Annotated in this window: 24 protein-coding genes; all 24 read right to left on the bottom strand. The window is 38.9% G+C overall.

Annotated features, from left to right (window positions below):
• Positions 1-7 precede the first annotated feature (7 nt).
• Positions 8-823 carry an ABC transporter substrate-binding protein gene (locus QM941_RS01930; RefSeq protein ID WP_414338260.1) on the bottom strand — a complete coding sequence of 272 codons (816 nt, stop codon included), beginning with the start codon at positions 821-823 and terminating at the stop codon, positions 8-10.
• Positions 824-940: 117 nt separating this feature from the next.
• Complete coding sequence (locus QM941_RS01925; RefSeq protein WP_049548248.1) at positions 941-1408, bottom strand: NUDIX hydrolase; 468 nt, start codon at positions 1406-1408, stop codon at positions 941-943.
• Between the two features lie 91 nt (positions 1409-1499).
• Positions 1500-2153: a phosphate signaling complex protein PhoU gene (phoU, locus tag QM941_RS01920; protein ID WP_049509822.1), complete on the bottom strand. Its 654-nt coding sequence runs from the start codon at positions 2151-2153 to the stop codon at positions 1500-1502.
• An 11-nt stretch (positions 2154-2164) separates the two neighbouring features.
• Positions 2165-2923 (bottom strand): phosphate ABC transporter ATP-binding protein PstB, encoded by a 759-nt coding sequence (gene pstB, locus QM941_RS01915; protein WP_263393743.1) that lies wholly within the window; start codon positions 2921-2923, stop codon positions 2165-2167.
• Between the two features lie 12 nt (positions 2924-2935).
• On the bottom strand, positions 2936-3739 hold the full coding sequence (gene pstB / locus QM941_RS01910; protein WP_414338255.1) for a phosphate ABC transporter ATP-binding protein PstB: 804 nt from the start codon (positions 3737-3739) through the stop codon (positions 2936-2938).
• 10 nt (positions 3740-3749) lie between these two features.
• A complete protein-coding gene (pstA, locus tag QM941_RS01905) occupies positions 3750-4634 on the bottom strand; it encodes a phosphate ABC transporter permease PstA (RefSeq protein ID WP_414338253.1) in 885 nt (294 codons plus the stop codon).
• On the bottom strand, positions 4624-5541 hold the full coding sequence (gene pstC / locus QM941_RS01900) for a phosphate ABC transporter permease subunit PstC (RefSeq protein WP_414338250.1): 918 nt from the start codon (positions 5539-5541) through the stop codon (positions 4624-4626). Before pstC ends, pstA begins: the two co-directional genes overlap by 11 nt.
• A complete protein-coding gene (locus QM941_RS01895) occupies positions 5541-6419 on the bottom strand; it encodes a phosphate ABC transporter substrate-binding protein PstS family protein (protein ID WP_414338248.1) in 879 nt (292 codons plus the stop codon). The genes pstC and QM941_RS01895 overlap by 1 nt, the downstream gene beginning before the upstream one ends.
• 116 nt (positions 6420-6535) lie before the next feature.
• On the bottom strand, positions 6536-7840 hold the full coding sequence (locus tag QM941_RS01890; RefSeq protein ID WP_414338246.1) for an RsmF rRNA methyltransferase first C-terminal domain-containing protein: 1305 nt from the start codon (positions 7838-7840) through the stop codon (positions 6536-6538).
• Positions 7841-8611, bottom strand: coding sequence for an inositol monophosphatase family protein (locus QM941_RS01885; protein WP_414338243.1), 771 nt, complete (start codon positions 8609-8611; stop codon positions 7841-7843).
• Positions 8601-8879 (bottom strand): UPF0223 family protein, encoded by a 279-nt coding sequence (locus QM941_RS01880; RefSeq protein ID WP_414338241.1) that lies wholly within the window; start codon positions 8877-8879, stop codon positions 8601-8603. The genes QM941_RS01885 and QM941_RS01880 overlap by 11 nt, the downstream gene beginning before the upstream one ends.
• Positions 8880-9281, bottom strand: a complete 402-nt coding sequence (locus QM941_RS01875; RefSeq protein WP_414338238.1) for a Spx/MgsR family RNA polymerase-binding regulatory protein — start codon at positions 9279-9281, stop codon at positions 8880-8882.
• Between the two features lie 206 nt (positions 9282-9487).
• Positions 9488-10108, bottom strand: coding sequence for a TIGR01906 family membrane protein (locus QM941_RS01870; RefSeq protein WP_414338235.1), 621 nt, complete (start codon positions 10106-10108; stop codon positions 9488-9490).
• Complete coding sequence (locus tag QM941_RS01865; protein WP_414338232.1) at positions 10098-10871, bottom strand: TIGR01457 family HAD-type hydrolase; 774 nt, start codon at positions 10869-10871, stop codon at positions 10098-10100. The genes QM941_RS01870 and QM941_RS01865 overlap by 11 nt, the downstream gene beginning before the upstream one ends.
• A gap of 10 nt (positions 10872-10881) precedes the next feature.
• Positions 10882-11619, bottom strand: a complete 738-nt coding sequence (locus tag QM941_RS01860; RefSeq protein WP_414338229.1) for an acyl-ACP thioesterase domain-containing protein — start codon at positions 11617-11619, stop codon at positions 10882-10884.
• Positions 11620-11623: 4 nt separating this feature from the next.
• Positions 11624-12754, bottom strand: coding sequence for a radical SAM family heme chaperone HemW (gene hemW, locus QM941_RS01855; protein ID WP_414338226.1), 1131 nt, complete (start codon positions 12752-12754; stop codon positions 11624-11626).
• 85 nt (positions 12755-12839) lie between these two features.
• Complete coding sequence (locus QM941_RS01850) at positions 12840-13235, bottom strand: YtxH domain-containing protein (RefSeq protein WP_414338224.1); 396 nt, start codon at positions 13233-13235, stop codon at positions 12840-12842.
• Positions 13236-13250: 15 nt separating this feature from the next.
• Positions 13251-13634, bottom strand: coding sequence for a DUF948 domain-containing protein (locus QM941_RS01845; RefSeq protein WP_414338221.1), 384 nt, complete (start codon positions 13632-13634; stop codon positions 13251-13253).
• Between the two features lies 1 nt (position 13635).
• On the bottom strand, positions 13636-14424 hold the full coding sequence (lgt, locus tag QM941_RS01840) for a prolipoprotein diacylglyceryl transferase (RefSeq protein ID WP_414338218.1): 789 nt from the start codon (positions 14422-14424) through the stop codon (positions 13636-13638).
• Positions 14417-15352 (bottom strand): HPr(Ser) kinase/phosphatase, encoded by a 936-nt coding sequence (hprK, locus tag QM941_RS01835; protein WP_414338216.1) that lies wholly within the window; start codon positions 15350-15352, stop codon positions 14417-14419. The genes lgt and hprK overlap by 8 nt, the downstream gene beginning before the upstream one ends.
• A gap of 132 nt (positions 15353-15484) precedes the next feature.
• Entirely contained in the window at positions 15485-15661 is a 177-nt protein-coding gene (rpsU, locus tag QM941_RS01830) for a 30S ribosomal protein S21 (RefSeq protein WP_000048054.1), read from the bottom strand.
• Positions 15662-15771: 110 nt separating this feature from the next.
• Entirely contained in the window at positions 15772-16092 is a 321-nt protein-coding gene (locus tag QM941_RS01825) for a hypothetical protein (protein ID WP_414338213.1), read from the bottom strand.
• Positions 16093-16242: 150 nt separating this feature from the next.
• A complete protein-coding gene (locus tag QM941_RS01820) occupies positions 16243-16950 on the bottom strand; it encodes a glucosamine-6-phosphate deaminase (protein WP_414338210.1) in 708 nt (235 codons plus the stop codon).
• Between the two features lie 162 nt (positions 16951-17112).
• A complete protein-coding gene (gene carB / locus QM941_RS01815) occupies positions 17113-20289 on the bottom strand; it encodes a carbamoyl-phosphate synthase large subunit (protein WP_414338208.1) in 3177 nt (1058 codons plus the stop codon).
• Positions 20290-20382 lie beyond the last annotated feature (93 nt).

Raw genomic sequence — 20382 nt, 5'->3', positions numbered from 1 at the left:
TTTCTTTTTATTGTTCTACTTCTGTTAATTTAGCAGCTTTTTCAAGATAAGTTTGATAGGTTCCCTCATCTTTTAGTTTTTGGATGACCTTATCGACTACCTCTTTCAAGTCTTCATTCCCTTTCCTTATGGCTACTGCATTGGACTCCCCCTCATTCATGGTTAAAGAAACACTTGCTACTTGTAAGTCTGAATTTTTTGTAGCATAACTAAGTGCTACTGGTTCATCCATATGAACAGCATCAACCTTACCTGATTGAAGCTCATTGACTGCTTCGCCCATGTTTGTCAAAGAAGTCAACTGTGCCTTTGGAAGTTGCTCTTTAACCATAGATTCAGGAACAGTTCCTTTTTGAGCTGCAATATTAGCACTTGCTAGAGAATCCAAATCCTTGTATTTTTCAAGATCAGACTTTCTGATAAGGAAGCTAATTTTATTTTCATAGTAAGGAATTGAGAAATCAAAGACTTCTTGTCTTTCTTCAGTTGCACTGATTCCCGCAATTGCTAGGTCTGCTTTTCCTGTCTGAAGACTAGTCAAGACATTATCAAAACTCATGCTTGAAACTTCCAATTTCACTCCAAGTTCATCAGCGATTGCTTGCGCCATGTCAATATCAGCACCTACGACTTGGTTCTTACCATCTACAAGTGCTTGAAACTCAAAGGGAGCATAGTCTGGGCTAGTTGCAACTACTAATTTTCCTTTTTGCTTGATGGCCTCCACTGCAGACTGTGAGCTTGAGCTAGACGATTGGCAAGCTACTAAAAAGAAGCTTGCAAGAAAACTACATAAGACAAATATCCATTTTTTAAAATTCATAAATAAACAACCTCTCTGTTAATTTTGTATAATTATAACTTATTCAGAAATACTTGTCAAGTTTTTCTTGCATTTTCATAAAATATAATTAAAAAATATAGAAATTCAGTGGTTAGTTTATCTATCTATTGGGAACTTATTTTCAAAAAAATCATTTATCATATCTCGATGTTGCTGGTTTACAATTGTGATATTTTGTATGTCCCTATGTTCAAAAAATCCTAATTCTAAAGTTTCGTCACTCGTAAAAACATTTGTAGAGATAGAAGTTTCAGATGCAACTAAATACAAAATTGTAAGAACTTGAGCCTCATCACCATTTGGATAACTATCTGAATATTTTGTATAAACATTTAAAAGTTTTTTCACTGTCACTTTCAGTCCAGTTTCTTCGTAAAACTCTCGAACTAACGCTTCTACAGCCGATTCGCCTAATTCAATAGCTCCGCCTGGTAATCCCCAAGTTCCTTTATCTGCTCGTTTTTGTAATAATATTTTTCCTGATTGACTTAATATTCCACATGTGAAATTTAAAATAATTTTATCTTTTCCAACTTTTTTTCTTATATTCTGTATGTAGTTCATTATTCACCTCTGACAAAGTAAATTATCTATACAATGAAAGCTTACTCTAGTAAAAAGTAAGCTTTCACAATAATTTTATCATTTGAATACTTTATAATTCAACAATCTTACCTGTTTCAAAGTAAACAACCCATTCACAGATATTTTTAGCATAGTCTCCGATACGCTCCAAGTATGAAATGACTTGGAAGTAATCACGACCTGTGACGATAGCTTCTGGGTTCTTTCTAATTTCTTCAGTTGCAAGATCACGAATATTATCAAAGTAATGGTTGATATTTTCATCCATGGTTGCAACTTCATAGGCTTGATCCACAGAACCATTCAAATAAAGTTCTAAAGCGGCTTCAACAAAGTTTTTTACTTCGCGACCCATTTTTTTAATTTCTTCTTCAACTGCAGGGATGCGTTGCTCACCCTTCATACGAATAGTTGCCTTTGCGATAGAAACTGCATGGTCTCCCATACGTTCTAAGTCTGACACAGCTTTTAGAACTGTTAATACTGTACGTAAATCTTGCGAAACTGGCTGTTGTAGCGCAATCATTTCAAATGATTTCTTTTCAAGTTTCACTTCGTATTCGTTTACTTCTGCATCTTCCTCGATGACTTCTTTAGCCATGTCACGGTCATGCGTTACAAAAGCACGTACGGTACGATTGATTTGGGAAAGAACTTCTTGTCCCATAGCATAAAACTGATTATGCAATTTCTCTAAATCTTCTTCAAATTGAGATCGTAACATCTTCTCACTCCTTATCCAAATTTACCTGAAATGTAGTCCTCTGTTTCCTTATGTTGCGGATAGAGGAACATTTCCTTGGTATCGTTAAATTCAATCAAATCTCCATTGAGGAAAAATCCTGTCTTATCAGAGATTCGAGATGCTTGCTGCATAGAACGAGTGACCAAGAGCATGGTGTACTTGTCTTTTAGACCATACAAGGTTTCCTCAATCTTCCCAGCAGAAATAGGGTCCAAGGCTGAAGTTGGTTCATCCAAGAGGATAATTTTAGGGCTAGTTGCCAATACACGTGCCACACAAACACGTTGCTGCTGTCCTCCAGAAAGACCAATAGCAGAATCATGCAAGCGATCCTTGACCTCATCCCAGATTGAAGCACGCTGTAAAGCTTTTTCTACAGCTTCATCCAAAACGTTCTTATCTTTCTCTCCATTAATTCGGAGACCATAAACAACATTTTCATAAATGGACATTGGGAAAGGATTCGGTTGTTGGAAAACCATCCCGATTTCCTTACGTAATTCAACCGTATCTGTACGTGGACTATAAATATTGTGACCGTTATAAACCACTGATCCAGTTGTCGTCACTTCAGGATTAAGGTCACCCATTCGGTTAATAGCCTTTAGAAGTGTTGATTTCCCAGATCCAGACGGACCGATAAGGGCTGTAATTTCCTTGGGTTGGAAGGATAAGGAAACACTATTCAAGGCCTTTTTTTTATTGTAATAGACTGACAGGTCTGAAACCTGTAAAATCGGTTCTGTCATACTATTTCCTCTCTAACCAAAGTGTCCAGTTACATAGTCATTTGTTGACTGTAGCTTAGCATTTTGGAAAATATTTGCAGTTTTATCATACTCAATCAAGTCACCCAGATAGAAGAATCCTGTATAATCACTTGCACGCGCAGCCTGTTGCATGCTGTGGGTTACAATGATAATGGTAAAGTCCTTCTTCAACTCCAGCATGGTTTCTTCAAGCTGGGCTGTCGCAATCGGATCCAAGGCTGAGGCAGGCTCATCCATCAAGAGGATGTCTGGTTTTACAGAGATAGCACGAGCGATACAGAGACGTTGCTGCTGACCACCCGAAAGCGTCAAGGCTGACTTATGAAGGTCATCTTTGACCTGATCCCAGAGAGCAGCCTGGCGAAGAGAGGTTTCTACAATTTCATCAAGAACCTGCTTGTCCTTAACACCTGCACGTTCGTGTGCAAAGGTGATGTTGCGGTAGATTGATTTAGCAAATGGATTTGGACGTTGGAAAACCATTCCGATATGTTTACGCATTTCATAGACATTAATCTCAGGACGGTTGACGTCAATTCCTTGATAAAGAATTTGTCCAGTTACCTTAGCAATATCAATAGTATCATTCATACGGTTGAGACTGCGTAGATAAGTTGATTTCCCAGAACCTGACGGGCCAATCAAGGCCGTGATTTTATTTTTTTCAAATTGCATATCCACGCCCTTGATGGATTCATTCTTACCGTAGTAAACATGTAAATCCTTCGTAGAGAGGGCCACTTTTTCTTCTGGAAAAGTAATGATATGCCTTTCATCCCAATTATATTTTGACATGGCTTCTCCTTTAGGCTGCAGTTAATTTCTTATGTAGATAGCTTCCGAGTTTACGTGCTCCAAAGTTAAAGATCAAGATAAAGATGAGGAGCACTGCTGCAGAACCCGCTGAAACTAGAGTTCCATCAGGAATGGTTCCTTCACTGTTGACTTTCCAGATATGTACAGCCAAGGTTTCTGCTTGACGGAAGATTGAGATTGGACTGGTTACACTGAGAACATTCCAGTTAGACCAATCAAGAGCTGGTGCAGATTGACCTGCTGTATAGATAAGAGCAGCAGCTTCACCAAAGATACGACCTGATGCAAGCACAATTCCAGTCACAATGCCGGGAAGAGCTTCAGGAATCACGACATGAAGAACTGTTTCCCAACGAGAGAGTCCAAGTGCCAAACCAGCTTCACGTTGCGTATGGTGAACGTGTTTCAAACTGTCTTCAACGTTACGAGTCATCTGTGGAAGATTGAAGACCGTTAAAGCCAAGGCACCAGAAATAATGGAAAATCCATACTCAAACTGGACTACAAAGATGAGGTAACCAAAGAGTCCCACAACGACTGATGGTAAAGATGACAAGATTTCAATACAGGTACGGATAAAATTAGTCACACGACCTTTTTTAGCATACTCTGCTAGGAAAATTCCAGCACCCATTGATAGAGGCACAGAGATAAATAAGGTAATCACTAAAAGGAAAAAGGAATTATAAAGCTGAATTCCAATACCACCACCTGCTTGATAAGAGGATGATTTTCCTGTCAAGAAGGCCCAAGAAACATGTGGCAAACCTCGAACCAAGATATAAAGAATCAAGGAAGCAAGAATGGTCACAATGATTCCTGCGATGGTGTAGAGGACAGCTGTAGCAAGTTTATCTAATTTCTTAGCGTGCATAGTTTTTCTTTCCTCTCTCTTTCGTAATCAATTTAATCACACTGTTAAAGGCCAAACTCATCAAGAGCAATACTAGAGCCAGTGACCAAAGAACATTATTATCAACAGTTCCCATGACAGTATTTCCGATTCCCATAGTCAAAACGGAAGTCAAAGTCGCTGCTGGAGTCGTCAATGAAGTTGGGATAACTGCTGAGTTACCAACAACCATCTGAATCGCAAGGGCCTCACCAAAGGCACGCGCCATCCCGAAGACTACTGCCGTAAAAATACCAGAACGGGCTGCCTTCAAGGTTACGCGCCAGATAGTTTGCCAGCGGGTTGCTCCCATAGCTAAACTAGCTTCACGGTAGTGACGAGGCACTGCACGTAGGCTATCTGTGGTCATGAAGGTAACAGTTGGTAAAATCATGACAAAGAGAACGAAAATCCCTGACAAAATCCCAAAACCAGTTCCACCAAAGACACTACGGACAAAGGGAACTACGACCTGCAAACCGATAAATCCATACACGACTGAAGGAATCCCAACTAGAAGTTCAATAGCTGGTTGCAAAATTTTGGCTCCTTTTGGTGACACCTCAGTCATAAAAACTGCAGCACCAATGGCAAATGGTGTCGCGATCAGAGCCGATAAGATGGTAACAATAAAGGAACCTAAAATCATTGGTAGGGCACCAAATTGTTTCCCAGATGGATTCCAAGTCTGTCCAAATAGAAAATCAAAAATGTTGACTCCATTGACAAAGAAGGTCGATAAGCCTTTCTGGGCTACGAAAATCAAAATCATAGCAACGATGATGACAATCAAAGAAAGGCAGGCAAAGGTTAGTCCTTTTCCTAATTTCTCAAGACGAGAGTTCTTTGACGGAGAGAGCAATTTTTTAGATAATTCTTCTTGATTCATTATTGACTCCCTTCTAGCACTGTCACAGTACCTGCAGCATCTTTTTCAACCTTCATTTCCTTAACAGAAATATAACCCATTCCTTTAACGATTCCATTCTGAGCTTCGTCTGAAAGGACAAAGTTTAAAAATTCTCCAACCAATTCATTTGGCTCACCAAGGGTATACATGTGTTCATAAGACCACAAAGGCCAATTGTTGGTTGTAACGTTTTCTGAGATTGGCTTATAACCATTGAGTTTGATAGTCGCTACTGAGTCATCAACATAGGCAAAGGCTAAGTAGGAAATGGCACCAGGTGTTTGAGAAACAATTGATTTAACCATACCGTTTGAATCCTGTTCCTGACTTTGTATTGCTGATTTTCCATCCATAATCACGCTGTCAAAGGTAGCACGAGAACCTGAGCTAGCAGCTCGGTTGATAATAGAGATCGCTAAATCTTTACCTCCAACTTCTTTCCAGTTGGTAATTTCACCTGTAAAAATTTTGCGAAGTTGTTCTGTCGTAAGATTATCAACACCTACTTCTTTGTTGATGATAACAGCTATCCCCGCAACAGCTACCTTGTGGTCAACTAAGGCTGTTGCATCAATACCATCTTTCTCTTCCGCAAAAACATCAGAGTTACCAACATCTACTGCTCCTGATTGAACTTGAGACAGACCTGTACCAGAACCACCACCTTGAACATTTACAGTTTTGCCAATGTTAGCAGATGCAAACTCATCTGCCGCGGCCTCCACTAAAGGTTGGAGGGCAGTTGACCCAACAGCAGTCATAGACTCCCCACGATCAATCCAACTAGCGCATCCCGCTAGCGACCCAGCAAGCAAAAGAGTTGCAAGAGATAGGGCAAGCTTTTTTCTTTTTTTCACTATTTGTCTCCTTGAAAATAATGGTGAATAGATTAGAAGATTTGAATATTTTCATGTATTTTACAAAATCATCCATACTTCCACTATAACATAGAATAGAGGCTTTGACTAGTTTTTTACCTGAATCGCAGGCCCTTAGGGAAATAGTTTTTTAGGGTATTCCCGGTTACTTTGGCGAAACCCAAACCATTTCCTCCAACCAAGACTTGATACCATCCATTACTATAGTTTTGCTCTAATTGAACCGTTTCACCTGCTACGTATTTAGCAAAATCTTCTTGACTAATTTCAAGACTTTGTTTAACTTGACTCGGTTTTAAGGCTAAACCAAGTGCAAAGCTGGGTTCAAAACGTTTTTTCTTAAAGGTTCCAAGATGAAGACCATTACGAGCTATCTTAAGTTGGCCAATGTCTGGTAGGACTCCTGGTAAGAGATAAAGTTGGTCGCCAAAAACTTGTAGGACTCCTAGCAGTTTTTCTCTTAAATACTTCTTCTCAAAATCTTGCCACAAACTCAACTGTTCACGGCTGAGATTCGTCTTCGAATGCTTGAACTTCCCAGTCTTGTTTTGTTCTTTAAACTGCAGATGGGCAACAAACTGACCTTCTCCCTTAAAGAGATGAGGGTACATACGAGCTGTTTCAGGTTGGTTGATTCCTTGTGACATACCATTAATATGTTCGATTGGAATCAATTCAAAATCGTAGGTATCTATGAGCCAGTTAATGATTTCTTCGTTTTCTTCTGGAGCCCAAGTACAAGTGGAATAGACAAGTCGACCGCCATCAGCCAACATGGTAACAGCATCTTCTAAAATCTCACGTTGTAGATTAGCGCATTGACTAGGATAATTCTCACTCCAATAATCCATAGCATCGGGCTGTTTACGAAACATTCCTTCACCCGAGCAAGGAGCATCCAGAACAATCAGGTCAAAATAACCTTTAAAGACCTTGGCTAAACGTTCTGCAGATTCATTGGTCACAACGATATTAGTCGCACCAAAGCGTTCCATATTTTCCACTAAGATTTTGGCACGCTTGTTTGAAATTTCGTTAGAAACTAAAATACCCTCACCTGCTAAGTAAGCAGCTAATTGAGTTGATTTGCCTCCCGGCGCTGCTGCCAGATCTAATACTTTCATTCCAGGACTTGGCTGGGCTACCTGAGCTACCATTTGAGCAGCTGGTTCTTGAGAATAAACCAAGCCCGTCACATGCTCAGGTGATTTTCCAGAAACCTTGCCATAGTAGCCCCAAGGTGTGTTAGGAATAGGGTCAGAGAAAGTGCCTTGAGCTTCTTTTAAGGGATTGCTGCGAAAGGCGGAAATGGCATCATCATCAAAAGAGGCAAGAAAAGCTCTTGCCTCATCTCCAAGTATTTCTTCATATTTTTTTACAAATCCTTCCGGAAAGTTCATCTATGGTTTCCTTTCGTAAATATAGGATTGAATGTCTGGTAACATTTCTCTTGGAATCATCATGACAGGTTGGCAAGTCTGAAAATCTGGTTCATCTCCAGAGAGAGTTATAACTTGATACCCGAGATTTTCCCCCAAGATACTTGCAGCTGCGTAATCCCAAGGTTTCAGATAGGTAATATAGGTCAATAGCTGACCAGATAAGATTTTCGAGAAACTGATAGCGGCACTTCCATAAACTCGTACTCCAAGTGAAGCATTCCCTAAATCGGCCACACCCCAAGCATTTGTTTCTAACATTCCAGCATTAATGGCCACTAAAAAATCACTCAAAGGTTTGGTTTTAAAAGAAGGCAAGAGTTCATTATTACAATAAGCTGGAAATACTCCTCCACCATGGTAACAAACATCTTTCATGACATCGTAAATAATACCGAATTGTCCTTGACCATTTTCGAAATAAGCTACCATGATAGCGAAATCTTCAGCTTGGGCAACAAAATTATTGGTTCCATCAATAGGATCAATGACCCAAACAGAACCTTGATCAACAGGAGATTTAAAATCTCCTTCTTCTGCACAGAACAAATCATTTGGATAGCGCGAGCGAATCTTATCAATCAGGAGAGTCTGCACTTCCTTGTCCAACTTGGTCACCAAATCAGTCGGAGAAGATTTTCTCTCTATATGAAGGTCGTCTTTCATATGTTTTCGGATATAGCTCGCAGCCTCTCTAACAATCTCTTTGGCAAAGGCAAATTTATTTTCCAAGTGAAATCATCCCTTCCCCTTTTTCTTTAGCCATTTGAACTGCTCGATAGAAAGAATAGCCACTGACTATTTCAAATTCCCGTCCCAAACGTTTTTCTTCACTCTTACTTGGAACTACTATCTTAAATTCTTTATAAGAATCTAATAATTTTTTTGCTTCTATCTTTTCTTCATAAGCAACTTCAACATCATTAAAAAAAGAAAGCACTGAAGCAAGTTCTTCAGTGCTCCACGAAAAATCTAGTGGGTAACTATATTGTTTATTCATCTAATTTATACCAGCTCTCAAGGTAGCTTCCTTCAGTTCTTGTTTTCGATAGCTTCTTGAAAGAAAAGCTCGAATTTCATCTTCATTAAAGCCTATTTGCATCCGTTTATCATCAATAATAATTGGACGACGCAAAAGACTCGGGTACTGCTCGATTAAGCGAAGTAACTCCGATACTGAAATACTATCTACATCAATATCCAATTTTTGGAAGATTTTTGAACGAGTTGAAATGATGTCATCAGTACCGTTTTCGGTCAAGGAAAGAATATGTTGTAATTCTTTTCTCGTTAAAGGACTGGTCATAATATTGTGCTCTTGGAAAGGCACTTTATGATTATGAAGCCAAGCCTTTGCCTTACGACATGATGTACAACTCGGTGATAAAAATAGTGTAATCATGCTTTTCTCTTCTTTGCATACTTTTCTTATTCTATTATACAAAAAAATTAAGCGCTTGACTAGTTCTTTCCTAAAAAAAGCAAATTTTTATAAAAAAATTAAGCTTTTAGAGATAATTTGATATATTTTCATAAATATTGTTCATATTTTCTGAAAACCAATGTATTTTAATGAACAATAAGGCACTTATACAAATATGATTATCGTCACTGGCCATTTCTACTTTTCATATAAAAGAAAGCAAAAATCAGTTCATAAATACCAAAAAAGAGTATAAAACAATGGAGGAAAAAGTTCTCTGGAAGGATGAGAATAACAGGATCCTTAGCTGGGTCAAATAACCAGGTATCGTCTCCCACAAAAAGAAATTGATGAAATAGGGTAAAGAAGCGTTCAAAACCTATGAAGACTCCAAATAAACCAAGTCCCACCGGAAGTCCAACCATAAATACTAAGGTTTTTCGATAAAGAGACAGAATTCCTTTTCTGACAACCTGGTTCCAGAAAATGTAGAAAAAGGGTAATGTAACAAGAGCTACTCCTTGAGTTAGATGAAAGAGACCTTTTACAACAGCAAAATGATGTAAACCTGATTCAGACGAAGGGAAATCTGGCATTTCCAATACTGGATTGAAAGGATTTGTTAAATAATCCATTAGAATATGAAAATTATACTGAATAATGTCTGATTTCAAATGAACTCGACTTGTTAGATTTAACCAAGAAATCTCAAAAGGGTATAAAATCCAAGCAAGGTAAATGGTTACTAAGATAGCAAGTGACAATAGAAAAAGCAGGCTTGCTCCAAAAGTTAGTTTAGTTCTCATCGAAATTCCACTCCGCTAAGCTTGATAGAACATGAGTCGGTGCAATAGGAAGATTTGGTACTTCTTCAGGTTTTGTAAAACCAGTAGTTACTAACAAAGTTGGAATTCCATTATCAATACCAGCTCGAATATCTGTAAGATAATTATCCCCTACCATGACCAAATCTTCACGTGCAAGTCCTAAATGCTCAACTGCTTTTTCCATAATAATTGCATTTGGTTTTCCAATATAAACAGGCTTAACTCGAGTCGCTGCTTCTAGCAAAGTAATGATTGAACCAGCGCCAGGTAATAGTCCTCGCTCGGTTGGAATGTTCAAATCAGGGTTTGTACCAATAAAGTGAGCACCTTTTTGAATGGCAAGTGTTGCAGTAGCAAGCTTTTCGTAGTCTACTTGCCAGTCCAAACCAACAACCACATAGGCTGGATTTTCTTTATCTTCGACATACCCTGCTGCTTGAATGGCTTCCTTGAGCCCTGCTTCACCGATGACATAGACAGTCTTTTCAAGACCAAGGTCATTCATATAGTCAATGGTTGCAAGTGTTGCGGTATAGATAGTTGATACAGGAGTATCAATATCAAACTGCTTGGCCAACATTTCCTGGACACTTTCAGGTGTACGAGTTGTATTGTTAGTTACAAAAAGGTAGGGAATACCACGCTTTTGCAAGTCATGAACAAAATCTTCTCCTTCAGGGATGCGGTCTTTACCCTTGTAAATCGTTCCGTCTAAATCGATTAAATAACCTTTATAAGTCATACATTTCTTTCTAATCTTTGTTAATTTTTTGCCAAGTTATCTTTGCCTGAGCATTGATATCGCCATCACTTTTGACTTGGTGATTGCTTTCTAGTTGATTCAATTCGTAACTAGAAGTAATCATACCACCTGGTCGAACTTCCTTGACATACTTTAGATTGATTTTTTTAGGGATATGTTTCATCAAAAATTCAGAACCCATCACTTCAAAAATCCAGTCCAAGTACTTACTGTTATTGACATGCCCATTCATATCTAAATCATAAAAGCGAACATGATAATCCTTACATGATGGATTTTCCAAATCCATATATTTAGGTCCACGGATAATTTTTTTCGAAAACTCGGATTGATATGGAGCGACCATCTCTGCTTCTACATTATGTACCTTCCGACTGTCTCGGTCCATAAGAGCAAAAGTAGCCAGCATTTGAATAATTGCTTGACCAGATTCATCGTAGATAGTAAAACGACGGTAGCAAAAGAGTCTATTGTAACTCAAGGCTTCTGTCTCAATGGTAATTTCCTCTGCAAAACGAGGAAGTCTAATCACGTCAATATCATACTCCGTAATAATCCAGACCAAATTATAACGCTCAAGGATTTCCTTATCACTGACACCTAGTTGAACTGACTGGCTTCCAGATACTTGCAAAGACAGCAAGATAATATCTGGCAATTTGATATGTCCATTCATGTCTGACATATCAAAAGGGATTTTAGTTTTCATTTGATAAGTTAAGCCCATAATATTACTCCAATATAAATCTTTCTGCTACTGTATCTCCTAAAAAGAGACCTTTCTTTGTCATTCGTATTTGCTGACCTTCTACTTGTAAAAGCCTTTGTTGGCACAAATCTCTGACTACTTGTCCATACAACTCTTGAAAAGACGTGCCAAATTTTTCTTCAAATCGAGTCATGGAAACACCTGATTTTTTACGAAGGCCCAAAAACATCTCTTCTTCCATCTGTTCTCGCTTAGTCAAATGTTCTTCGTTAATGCGAGCATTACCGGCTTCAACAGCATTGAGATAATGGCGGATAGGGCCATGATTTTTATAGCGAACACCATTTACATAGCCAGACGCACCTGCACCTATACCATAATACTCAGCATTATCCCAGTACATAAGATTGTGACGACTTTCAAAGCCAGGTTTTGAAAAATTTGAAATTTCATAATGCTCAAAACCAGCTCTCTCTAATTCAGCAATGATATATTCAAACATTTCAGCTTCTACTTCTTCTCTAGGAAGTGGTAATTTCCCACGACGCATACGATTCATAAAGACCGTATGATTTTCCAAAATCAAGCTATAAAGACTCATGTGGGGAATATCCAAAGCAATGGCCTTGGCAACATTATCCTTCACTTGTTCCATGGTTTGACCGGGAAGAGCGTAAATCAGGTCAATGGAAATATTATCAAACCCTGCTAACTTAAGACGATCAATGTTTTCATAGATATCCTTCTCCAAGTGGCTTCGACCAATTTTTTTCAGCATTTTATCATCAAATGTTTGCACACCCAATGAAACACGATTGACAGCTGAGTTCTTTAAAACTGCAATCTTATCCTCATCCAAATCACCAGGATTGGCCTCAATGGTCAGCTCCTCTAAAACTGATAAGTCTAATTCTCTAGTTAGACCATCCAATAAAGTCTCCAATTGCTGGGCTGACAAGGCTGTAGGGGTTCCTCCTCCAATATAAAGAGTTCGCAACTTATGAATATCATAGGAACGATACTCTCCCAATAAATGCTCTAGATAACTATCTACTGGTTGATTTTTAATAAAGACCTTTGAAAAGTCACAATAATAACAGATTTGTGTACAAAATGGAATGTGCACATAAGCTGATGTTGGTTTTTTCTGCATAATATTTATTATACCATAAAGACTTCACTCAAGAAAAAAATCACCATCTCCGACTCTAAGGGAATCAAAAATGGTGATTTCTATTTTAATCTTCTTCGATTTCGATGACAATTTCTTGACCGTCTTCTTGGTCTTCAACAACTACTTTTTCTTCCAATTGTTCTTTGAGATTGTTCAAAGTCTCTTTTGAAGCTTCAGTCGCTTGTTGAGCTAAAGATTTTGATTTTTCAAGAACTGAATCAAAGGTAATTTCTCCTGATTCTACTTGTTCTTTTGTTTTTAGAACAAAATCTCTAGTTTGTTCTTTGACTTCTGTCAATTTTTCAAGAGCTTGTTCCTTAGCATATTCTGGATCTTCTCTCAGATCTTCAATAAAGTCTTGTGCCTGACTAGTAACACGTTTCCCTTTTTCACTTGTTAGAAACAAGGCAACTGCAACACCAGAAACAGTTCCTAAAAGGATTGATGATAATTTTCCCATGAGCTTACTCCTTTATTATTTTTTGAAAAACTTACTTGCGACACGAATAGCAGATAAGCCAGCGCTAGTCTTTAAAGTTTTTGAACCAGCTGATGAAGCTTTTTTACTTAAGACACGTGCCTGTTCGTTTAAATCCGATACAGATACTGATAAATCAGCTACTGCAGTAAAAAGTGGATCAATAGTGGCAATTTTGACATTGACATCATCTGCAAGGACATTAACTTTTGCAAGAAGTTCATTTGTGTGATGTAGAGTAACATTTACATCTGAAGTTAGCGTTTTAACAGTATTTTCAGTTTCATCGATTACACGTCCAACTTTTTGAAGGGTAATAATCAAATAAACAATAAATACAATCAAGGCAATAGCCACAATAATATAAGCAACTTCTAACATTTTAATTCTCCTTTTTTACATTATAAAATGGTGCTTTTTTCCGATTTTGATAAACGATAATATAAATACCAAGTCCAATTAATAGAACAGACAACCACTGAGATACTCGAAGTCCAAAGAACATGAGGCTATCTGTGCGCATTCCTTCAATAATCATACGCCCAAATCCATACCAAATTAAGTAAAAAGCTGTGATATGACCACGACGAATACCATTTAATCGGCGTCTAAAAATAATAATTAAAGCAAAACCAATCAGGTTCCAGATAGATTCGTACAGGAAGGTTGGTTGTCGATATGAGCCATCAATATACATCTGATTCTTAATGAAACTAGGCAAGTAGTCAAGACTCTCTACAGTGGCCCCATAGGCCTCTTGGTTAAAAAAGTTGCCCCAACGTCCAAGACTCTGGGCAATCAAGACACTTGGTGCTGCAATATCTAGGAAGTCCCAGTTATTAATAAACTTACGATCCGCAAAGATATAAAGTACAATGGCACCCGTGATTAGACCGCCATAGATAGCCAAACCACCATTCCAGATTGCAAAGATTTCTCCTAAATGTTGACTATAATAGTCAAACTTAAAGATGACATAATAGAGCCTAGCCCCAATAATAGCTAGAGGGAAAGCAATCAAGATAAAATCGATAATATCGTCTGGTATAATATTTTTCTTAGGAGCTTCTCTCATGGCCAGAACTACAGCTAAAAGAAGACCAGACACAATGCAGAGTGCATACCATCTAACGGCAAATGGACCGATTTGAAAAGCTATTGGATCAATCATTTCTCACCTCATTTTGAGCAATTAGATTTGTTAAACGTTCTTCAAAAAGACGAGTTGCATCAAAGCCCATTTCCTTAGCACGATAGTTCATAGCTGCAGACTCAATAACTACTGAGATGTTACGTCCTGTTTTAACTGGAATACGAATACGTGGAATTGACACACCCGAAACTTCCAACTCTTCAGCATTGTTCCCTAAACGGTCAAAGGTTTTTTGTGTATCATAGTTTTCCAGATAGACCGCAAGCTGAACTTGAGAAGAATCTTTAACTGCACTAGCGCCGTATAGACTCATGATATCAATAATACCAACTCCTCGGATCTCCAATAAGTGTTTAAGAATTTCAGCTGGTTCCCCCCAAAGTGTCATCTCATCTTTGGCATAGATATCAACACGGTCATCAGCAACTAATCGATGTCCCCTCTTAACCAACTCTAAACCAGTTTCACTTTTACCGATACCGCTATCTCCTTGGATGAGTACTCCCATACCATAGATATCCATTAAGACGCCATGTACACTTGTTCTCTCAGCCAGTCTTGAATCTAGATAACTAGATAGTTGTCCTGACAGACGGCTGGTTGAAGTCCGACTGGTTAAAATTGCCACTTCACATTCTCTAGCAGCCTTTAACATTTCTTCAGGAACTACCAAACCACGAGCAACGATGACAGCAGGTGTTTCTGGTAGAAACATCTTCTTTAAAACCTGATAACGGTTTTTGGAAGGCATAGTGATCAGATAGGACCACTCCTTCATTCCCAAAAGTTGAATTCGTTCTGGAGTATAGTAATCAAAATAGCCTGTCATTTCAAGACCAGGTCTCGTAATGTCCGCAGTAATGATTTCTTTTTCAAGCAATTCACCTTCACCGTAGACAATGTCTAGTCTGAGCTTTTCAATTACTTCTCTTACTAAAACCGACATAATTTCCTCCTTAAATCGAGTTCTCCCTACTATTATATCAAATTGTCGTCATAAGTTTCCGATTTTAACAGTATTTAAGCCATTTATTTGAAAAAGAAAAAAGACTAGACAAGTCTAGCCTTTCATTTCAAATTAGAATTTTTTACGTTTACGAGCTGCTTCTGATTTACGTTTACGTTTTACAGAAGGTTTTTCATAGAATTCACGTTTGCGTGTTTCTTGAAGAGTACCAGCTTTAGTAACCGCACGTTTGAAACGACGAAGTGCATCGTCAAGAGATTCATTCTTACGTACTACTGTTTTAGACATTTTTTTCACTCCCTTCAAGTTCAAGATCTATTCTATTCTACATGCAAAATGAATAAATGTCAAGAGGAAACCTACATTTATTCCCATTTTCCAGTTTATTAATTACTTTCTTACCTATACTTTATCAAATCATACAACTTTGTTACTGCTTGTTCAAAAGGTTCAATATATTCCCAATATTCATCAGGAAGATTCAAAATCTTACTCAAGTCATTGCTATCAAAATGGTAAACAAGGTGACGAAGGATTTGCTGTTCAATAAAATGAAGATCCCTTAATAAGTCTATACTTATAGAAACCAACTTCTCTATATAATGACACAAATCAGCTAGAGACTGCTTATCAAATACGTTTTCTTCGTGTAAATAATAGAGAAAACTTTGGTTATCCGCTCGTATATTGTCTTTTATCAAATTATTTTCTAATAGCATATTTTCATTCTCTCCCTGTATATCATCAAATGGTAAAAATTGAACCTAACTAGGTCTAGTTGTTCTACCATTCTATTATACCACTTCTTTCTATTGACTCATGAAAACTATAAAAAACCACTCACTCCAAAGAGCAAATGGTTTCTAATTTTATTTTTTTAACAAGCTAAGAGCAGCTGCGTCTGCGATGATGGTTACATCTGGGTGGTTTTGCAAGCTACTTGCTGGAAGGCTTTCAGTTACTGGACCCTCAACAGTTCCAGCGATAGCTTCTGCTTTAGATTCACCATAAGCAAAGAGAAGAATAGACTCGGCATCCAAGATATTTTTAATCCCCATAGAGATTGCTTGAGTCGGAACATCTTCAATCTTATCAAAGAAACGTGCGTTAGCTTCGATAGTAGACTGGTCAAGATCTACAAGATGTGTTTGGCTATCAAATGGAGTTCCTGGCTCGTTAAATCCAATGTGGCCGTTACGACCAATTCCCAAGATTTGTAGGTCAACTGGATGGTCAGCTAAAATTTGATTGTAGCGTTCCACTTCTTCTTCAGCATGGTCTTTATCGCCACGTGGCAAGAAGCTTTCTTTGAATGGTTTTTTGTCAAAAAGATTCTCTTGCATAAAGTAACGGTATGATTGTGGATTATCACCATCAAGTCCTACATACTCATCCAAGTTGACACTTGTAAGATTTGAAAAATCAAGATCGCTAGCTACGACTTCTTGGTAAAACTCAAGCGGGCTACTCCCTGTAGCAAGACCCAATGTTTGAGCACCATTTTCTAACTTTTCCTTCAAGATGTCAAATGCAACTTTTCCACCTTCAATTGGATTTTCAACTTTAATAACTTTCATTATTATTCCTCCGTTTTCTTTATTTTATTATATGGTATAGACCAATTTTTGTCAAGTGAAAACGGTTAATTTTTTAAAAATCAAGAACTTAGCTAAAACCCTGATTCTAAACTTATCGATGGAAAAACGACTCCCATATCTACGAGAATCGTTTTTTGTTTATTAGATTGCTTCTGTTACAAAACTACGACTTTCAAGTACCTTGAGCATCGCATCTGCTGTGTCTAGAGCTGTAAAGAGAGGAACTCCATGTTCAATTGCTGAACGTCTGATTTGTTCACCATCTTCATCAGCTGTCCGTTTAGTACCAACTGTATTAACAATTGCTTGAATTTTTCCTTTGCGGACAAAGCTAGGAATATCTTTCTCATCATCACCAATCTTACCAACAGCCTCGGCTTTGAGACCCTGACTTGCAAAGAAGGCTGCTGTACCATCTGTCGCTAAGATACCGTAACCGATGTTTTGGAAACGACGAGCTAAATCCAAGGCTTCTTCTTTTGCATCATCGGCAATAGTAAATACAACATTACCAAAGGTTGGCAAGTGAAGATAAGAAGCTTCGAAGGCCTTGTAAAGAGCTTTTTCAAGGGTAGTATCAGAACCCATAACTTCACCTGTTGACTTCATTTCAGGGCCAAGCAGGCTATCAACTTTGGCTAACTTCGTAAAGGAGAAGACTGGTGCCTTGATATGAACTCGTGTACTTTCAGGGTAAAGTCCATCTTGGTAACCAAGTTTTTCCAAGTTTTGACCTAAAATCAGCTTGGTTGCTACTTGCGCCATCGGGATATTGGTTACTTTTGATAGGAAAGGAACCGTACGGCTGGCACGAGGATTGACCTCGATAACATAAACTTTTTCATCCTTGATGACAAACTGAATATTCATCATACCGAGGCAGTTGAGGCCAATCGCTAAGCGTTTGGTGTAGTCAGCGATGGTTTCTTGGACCTTTTGAGACAAGGTTTGCGGAGGATAAACTGCCATAGAGTCTCCTGAGTGGACTCCTGCACGCTCAATATGCTCCATGATCCCTGGAATGAGGACAATTTTCCCGTCTGAAATGGCATCGACTTCACACTCTTGTCCGACGATATAAGAGTCAACAAGAACAGGGTGGTCTGGACTTGCCTTAACCGCAGTACGCATGTAAGAACGAAGATCATCTTCATTCTCAACGATTTCCATAGCACGTCCACCCAAAACATATGAAGGGCGAACGAGAACTGGGAAACCAATTTTACGTGCAGCAAGTACTGCTTCTTCTTCATTGGTTGCAGTCTGCCCAGGAGGTTGTGGAATATCCAAGTCTTTGAGGGCTTGTTCGAAGAGGTCACGGTCTTCTGCACGGTCCAAGTCAGCAACTTGAGTACCAAGGATAGTCACACCAGCTTTTGCTAATGGCTCAGCTAGATTGATAGCTGTTTGACCACCAAACTGAACGATAACGCCTTTTGGTTGCTCTAGGTCAATGACATTCATCACATCTTCAAAAGTCAATGGCTCAAAGTAAAGTTTGTCAGACACAGAGAAGTCTGTTGAAACTGTCTCTGGGTTTGAGTTCATAATGATGGCTTCGTATCCAGCAGCTTGGATTGCTTTTACTGAGTGAACAGTTGCATAGTCAAACTCAACCCCTTGACCGATACGGATTGGACCAGAACCTAGGACAAGTACAGATTCCTTATCAGACTTGATAGACTCATTTTCCCATCCATATGTTGAGTAGAAGTACGGAGTTTCTGATTCAAATTCTGCGGCACAAGTATCTACCATCTTGTAAACTGGGACAATCTTGTTTTCTAAACGAAGTTGGCGAACTTGATCAGCTGTAGTTCCCCAAAGTTCTGCGATTTTACGATCTGAGAAACCATTGAGTTTTGCTGTTTTCAGGACATCGACATCCTGAGGATGTGCGCCCAATTCTTGCTCAATCTCAAAGATATGCAAGAGTTTATCCAGATAAAAGATATCAATCTTAGTCAAGTCAGCAATCTCTTCTGGTGTATAACCACGACGAATAGCTTCTGATACGTAGAAGAGACGGTCATCTTGAGCCTTGACAACTTTTTCAATCAAGGCATCATCTGAAACATCTGCAAGCTCAGGTATTTCATTGTGATGGACACCAATTTCTAGAGAGCGACAAGCTTTAAGGAGAGATTCCTCGATGTTCCGACCGATGGCCATAACTTCTCCAGTTGCCTTCATCTGGGTACCAAGACGACGTTCCCCTTTTTCAAACTTGTCAAATGGGAAACGTGGAATCTTAGCCACCACATAGTCAAGGGCTGGTTCAAACATGGCATAAGTTGAACCTGTAACTGGGTTGATGACCTCATCTAAGGTCAAACCGACTGCAATCTTAGCAGCCAATTTAGCGATTGGATAACCTGTTGCCTTAGAAGCAAGAGCTGAGGAACGAGATACACGAGGGTTTACTTCGATGACATAGTACTTAAAGCTGTGTGGATCAAGAGCAAGCTGAACATTACATCCGCCTTCAATCTTGAGAGCGCGGATAATGCTCAAACTAGCATCACGAAGCATTTGGTTTTCATAGTCGGACATGGTTTGCGCAGGGGCAAATACGATAGAGTCCCCTGTGTGAATCCCGACAGGGTCAAAGTTTTCCATGTTACAAACAACAAGGGCATTATCAGCTGAGTCACGCATGACCTCATACTCAATTTCCTTGAAACCGGCAATAGAACGTTCAATCAAACACTGGGTAACTGGTGATAACTTCAAACCATTTTCAGCAATTTCACGCAATTCTTCCTCATTGGCACACATACCACCACCAGTACCACCTAGAGTAAAGGCTGGGCGGACGATAACTGGATAGCCAATAGTTGCTGCAAAGACAACTGCTCCCTCGACTGTGTTGACAATTTCAGATTCTGGAATTGGTTGCTTGAGTTCTTCCATCAATTGTTTAAAGAGATCTCGGTCCTCCGCTTGGTCAATAGCAGACAGTTTAGTCCCGAGAAGTTCTACTCCGAGCTCATCTAAGATACCATTTTTAGACAATTCCATGGCCATATTAAGCCCCGTTTGACCTCCAAGAGTTGGAAGCAAAGCATCTGGACGTTCCTTACGGAGAATACGAGTCACAAACTCAAGTGTAATCGGTTCGATGTAGACCTTGTCTGCAATCTCTTTATCCGTCATGATGGTTGCAGGGTTTGAGTTTACCAAGACAACCTCATAGCCTTCTTCTTTCAAAGACAAGCAGGCCTGGGTTCCAGCATAGTCAAACTCAGCAGCCTGACCAATAATAATCGGACCAGAACCAATCACCATAATTTTTTGAATATCAGTACGTTTAGGCATAGTTTATGATACAAAGCCCGTCAAGAACACGGTGAAAATAGGAAACTTGGTGCAGACGCCTTCAGCGTCAAATCAATGTTTATCTTTTTCACA

It is taken from the genome of Streptococcus timonensis (assembly GCF_047460355.1).
Taxonomy (GTDB): Bacteria; Bacillota; Bacilli; order Lactobacillales; family Streptococcaceae; genus Streptococcus; species Streptococcus timonensis_A.
Note: the sequence above shows the minus strand (reverse complement) of the source record. Positions and strands in the feature narration are given on the sequence as shown.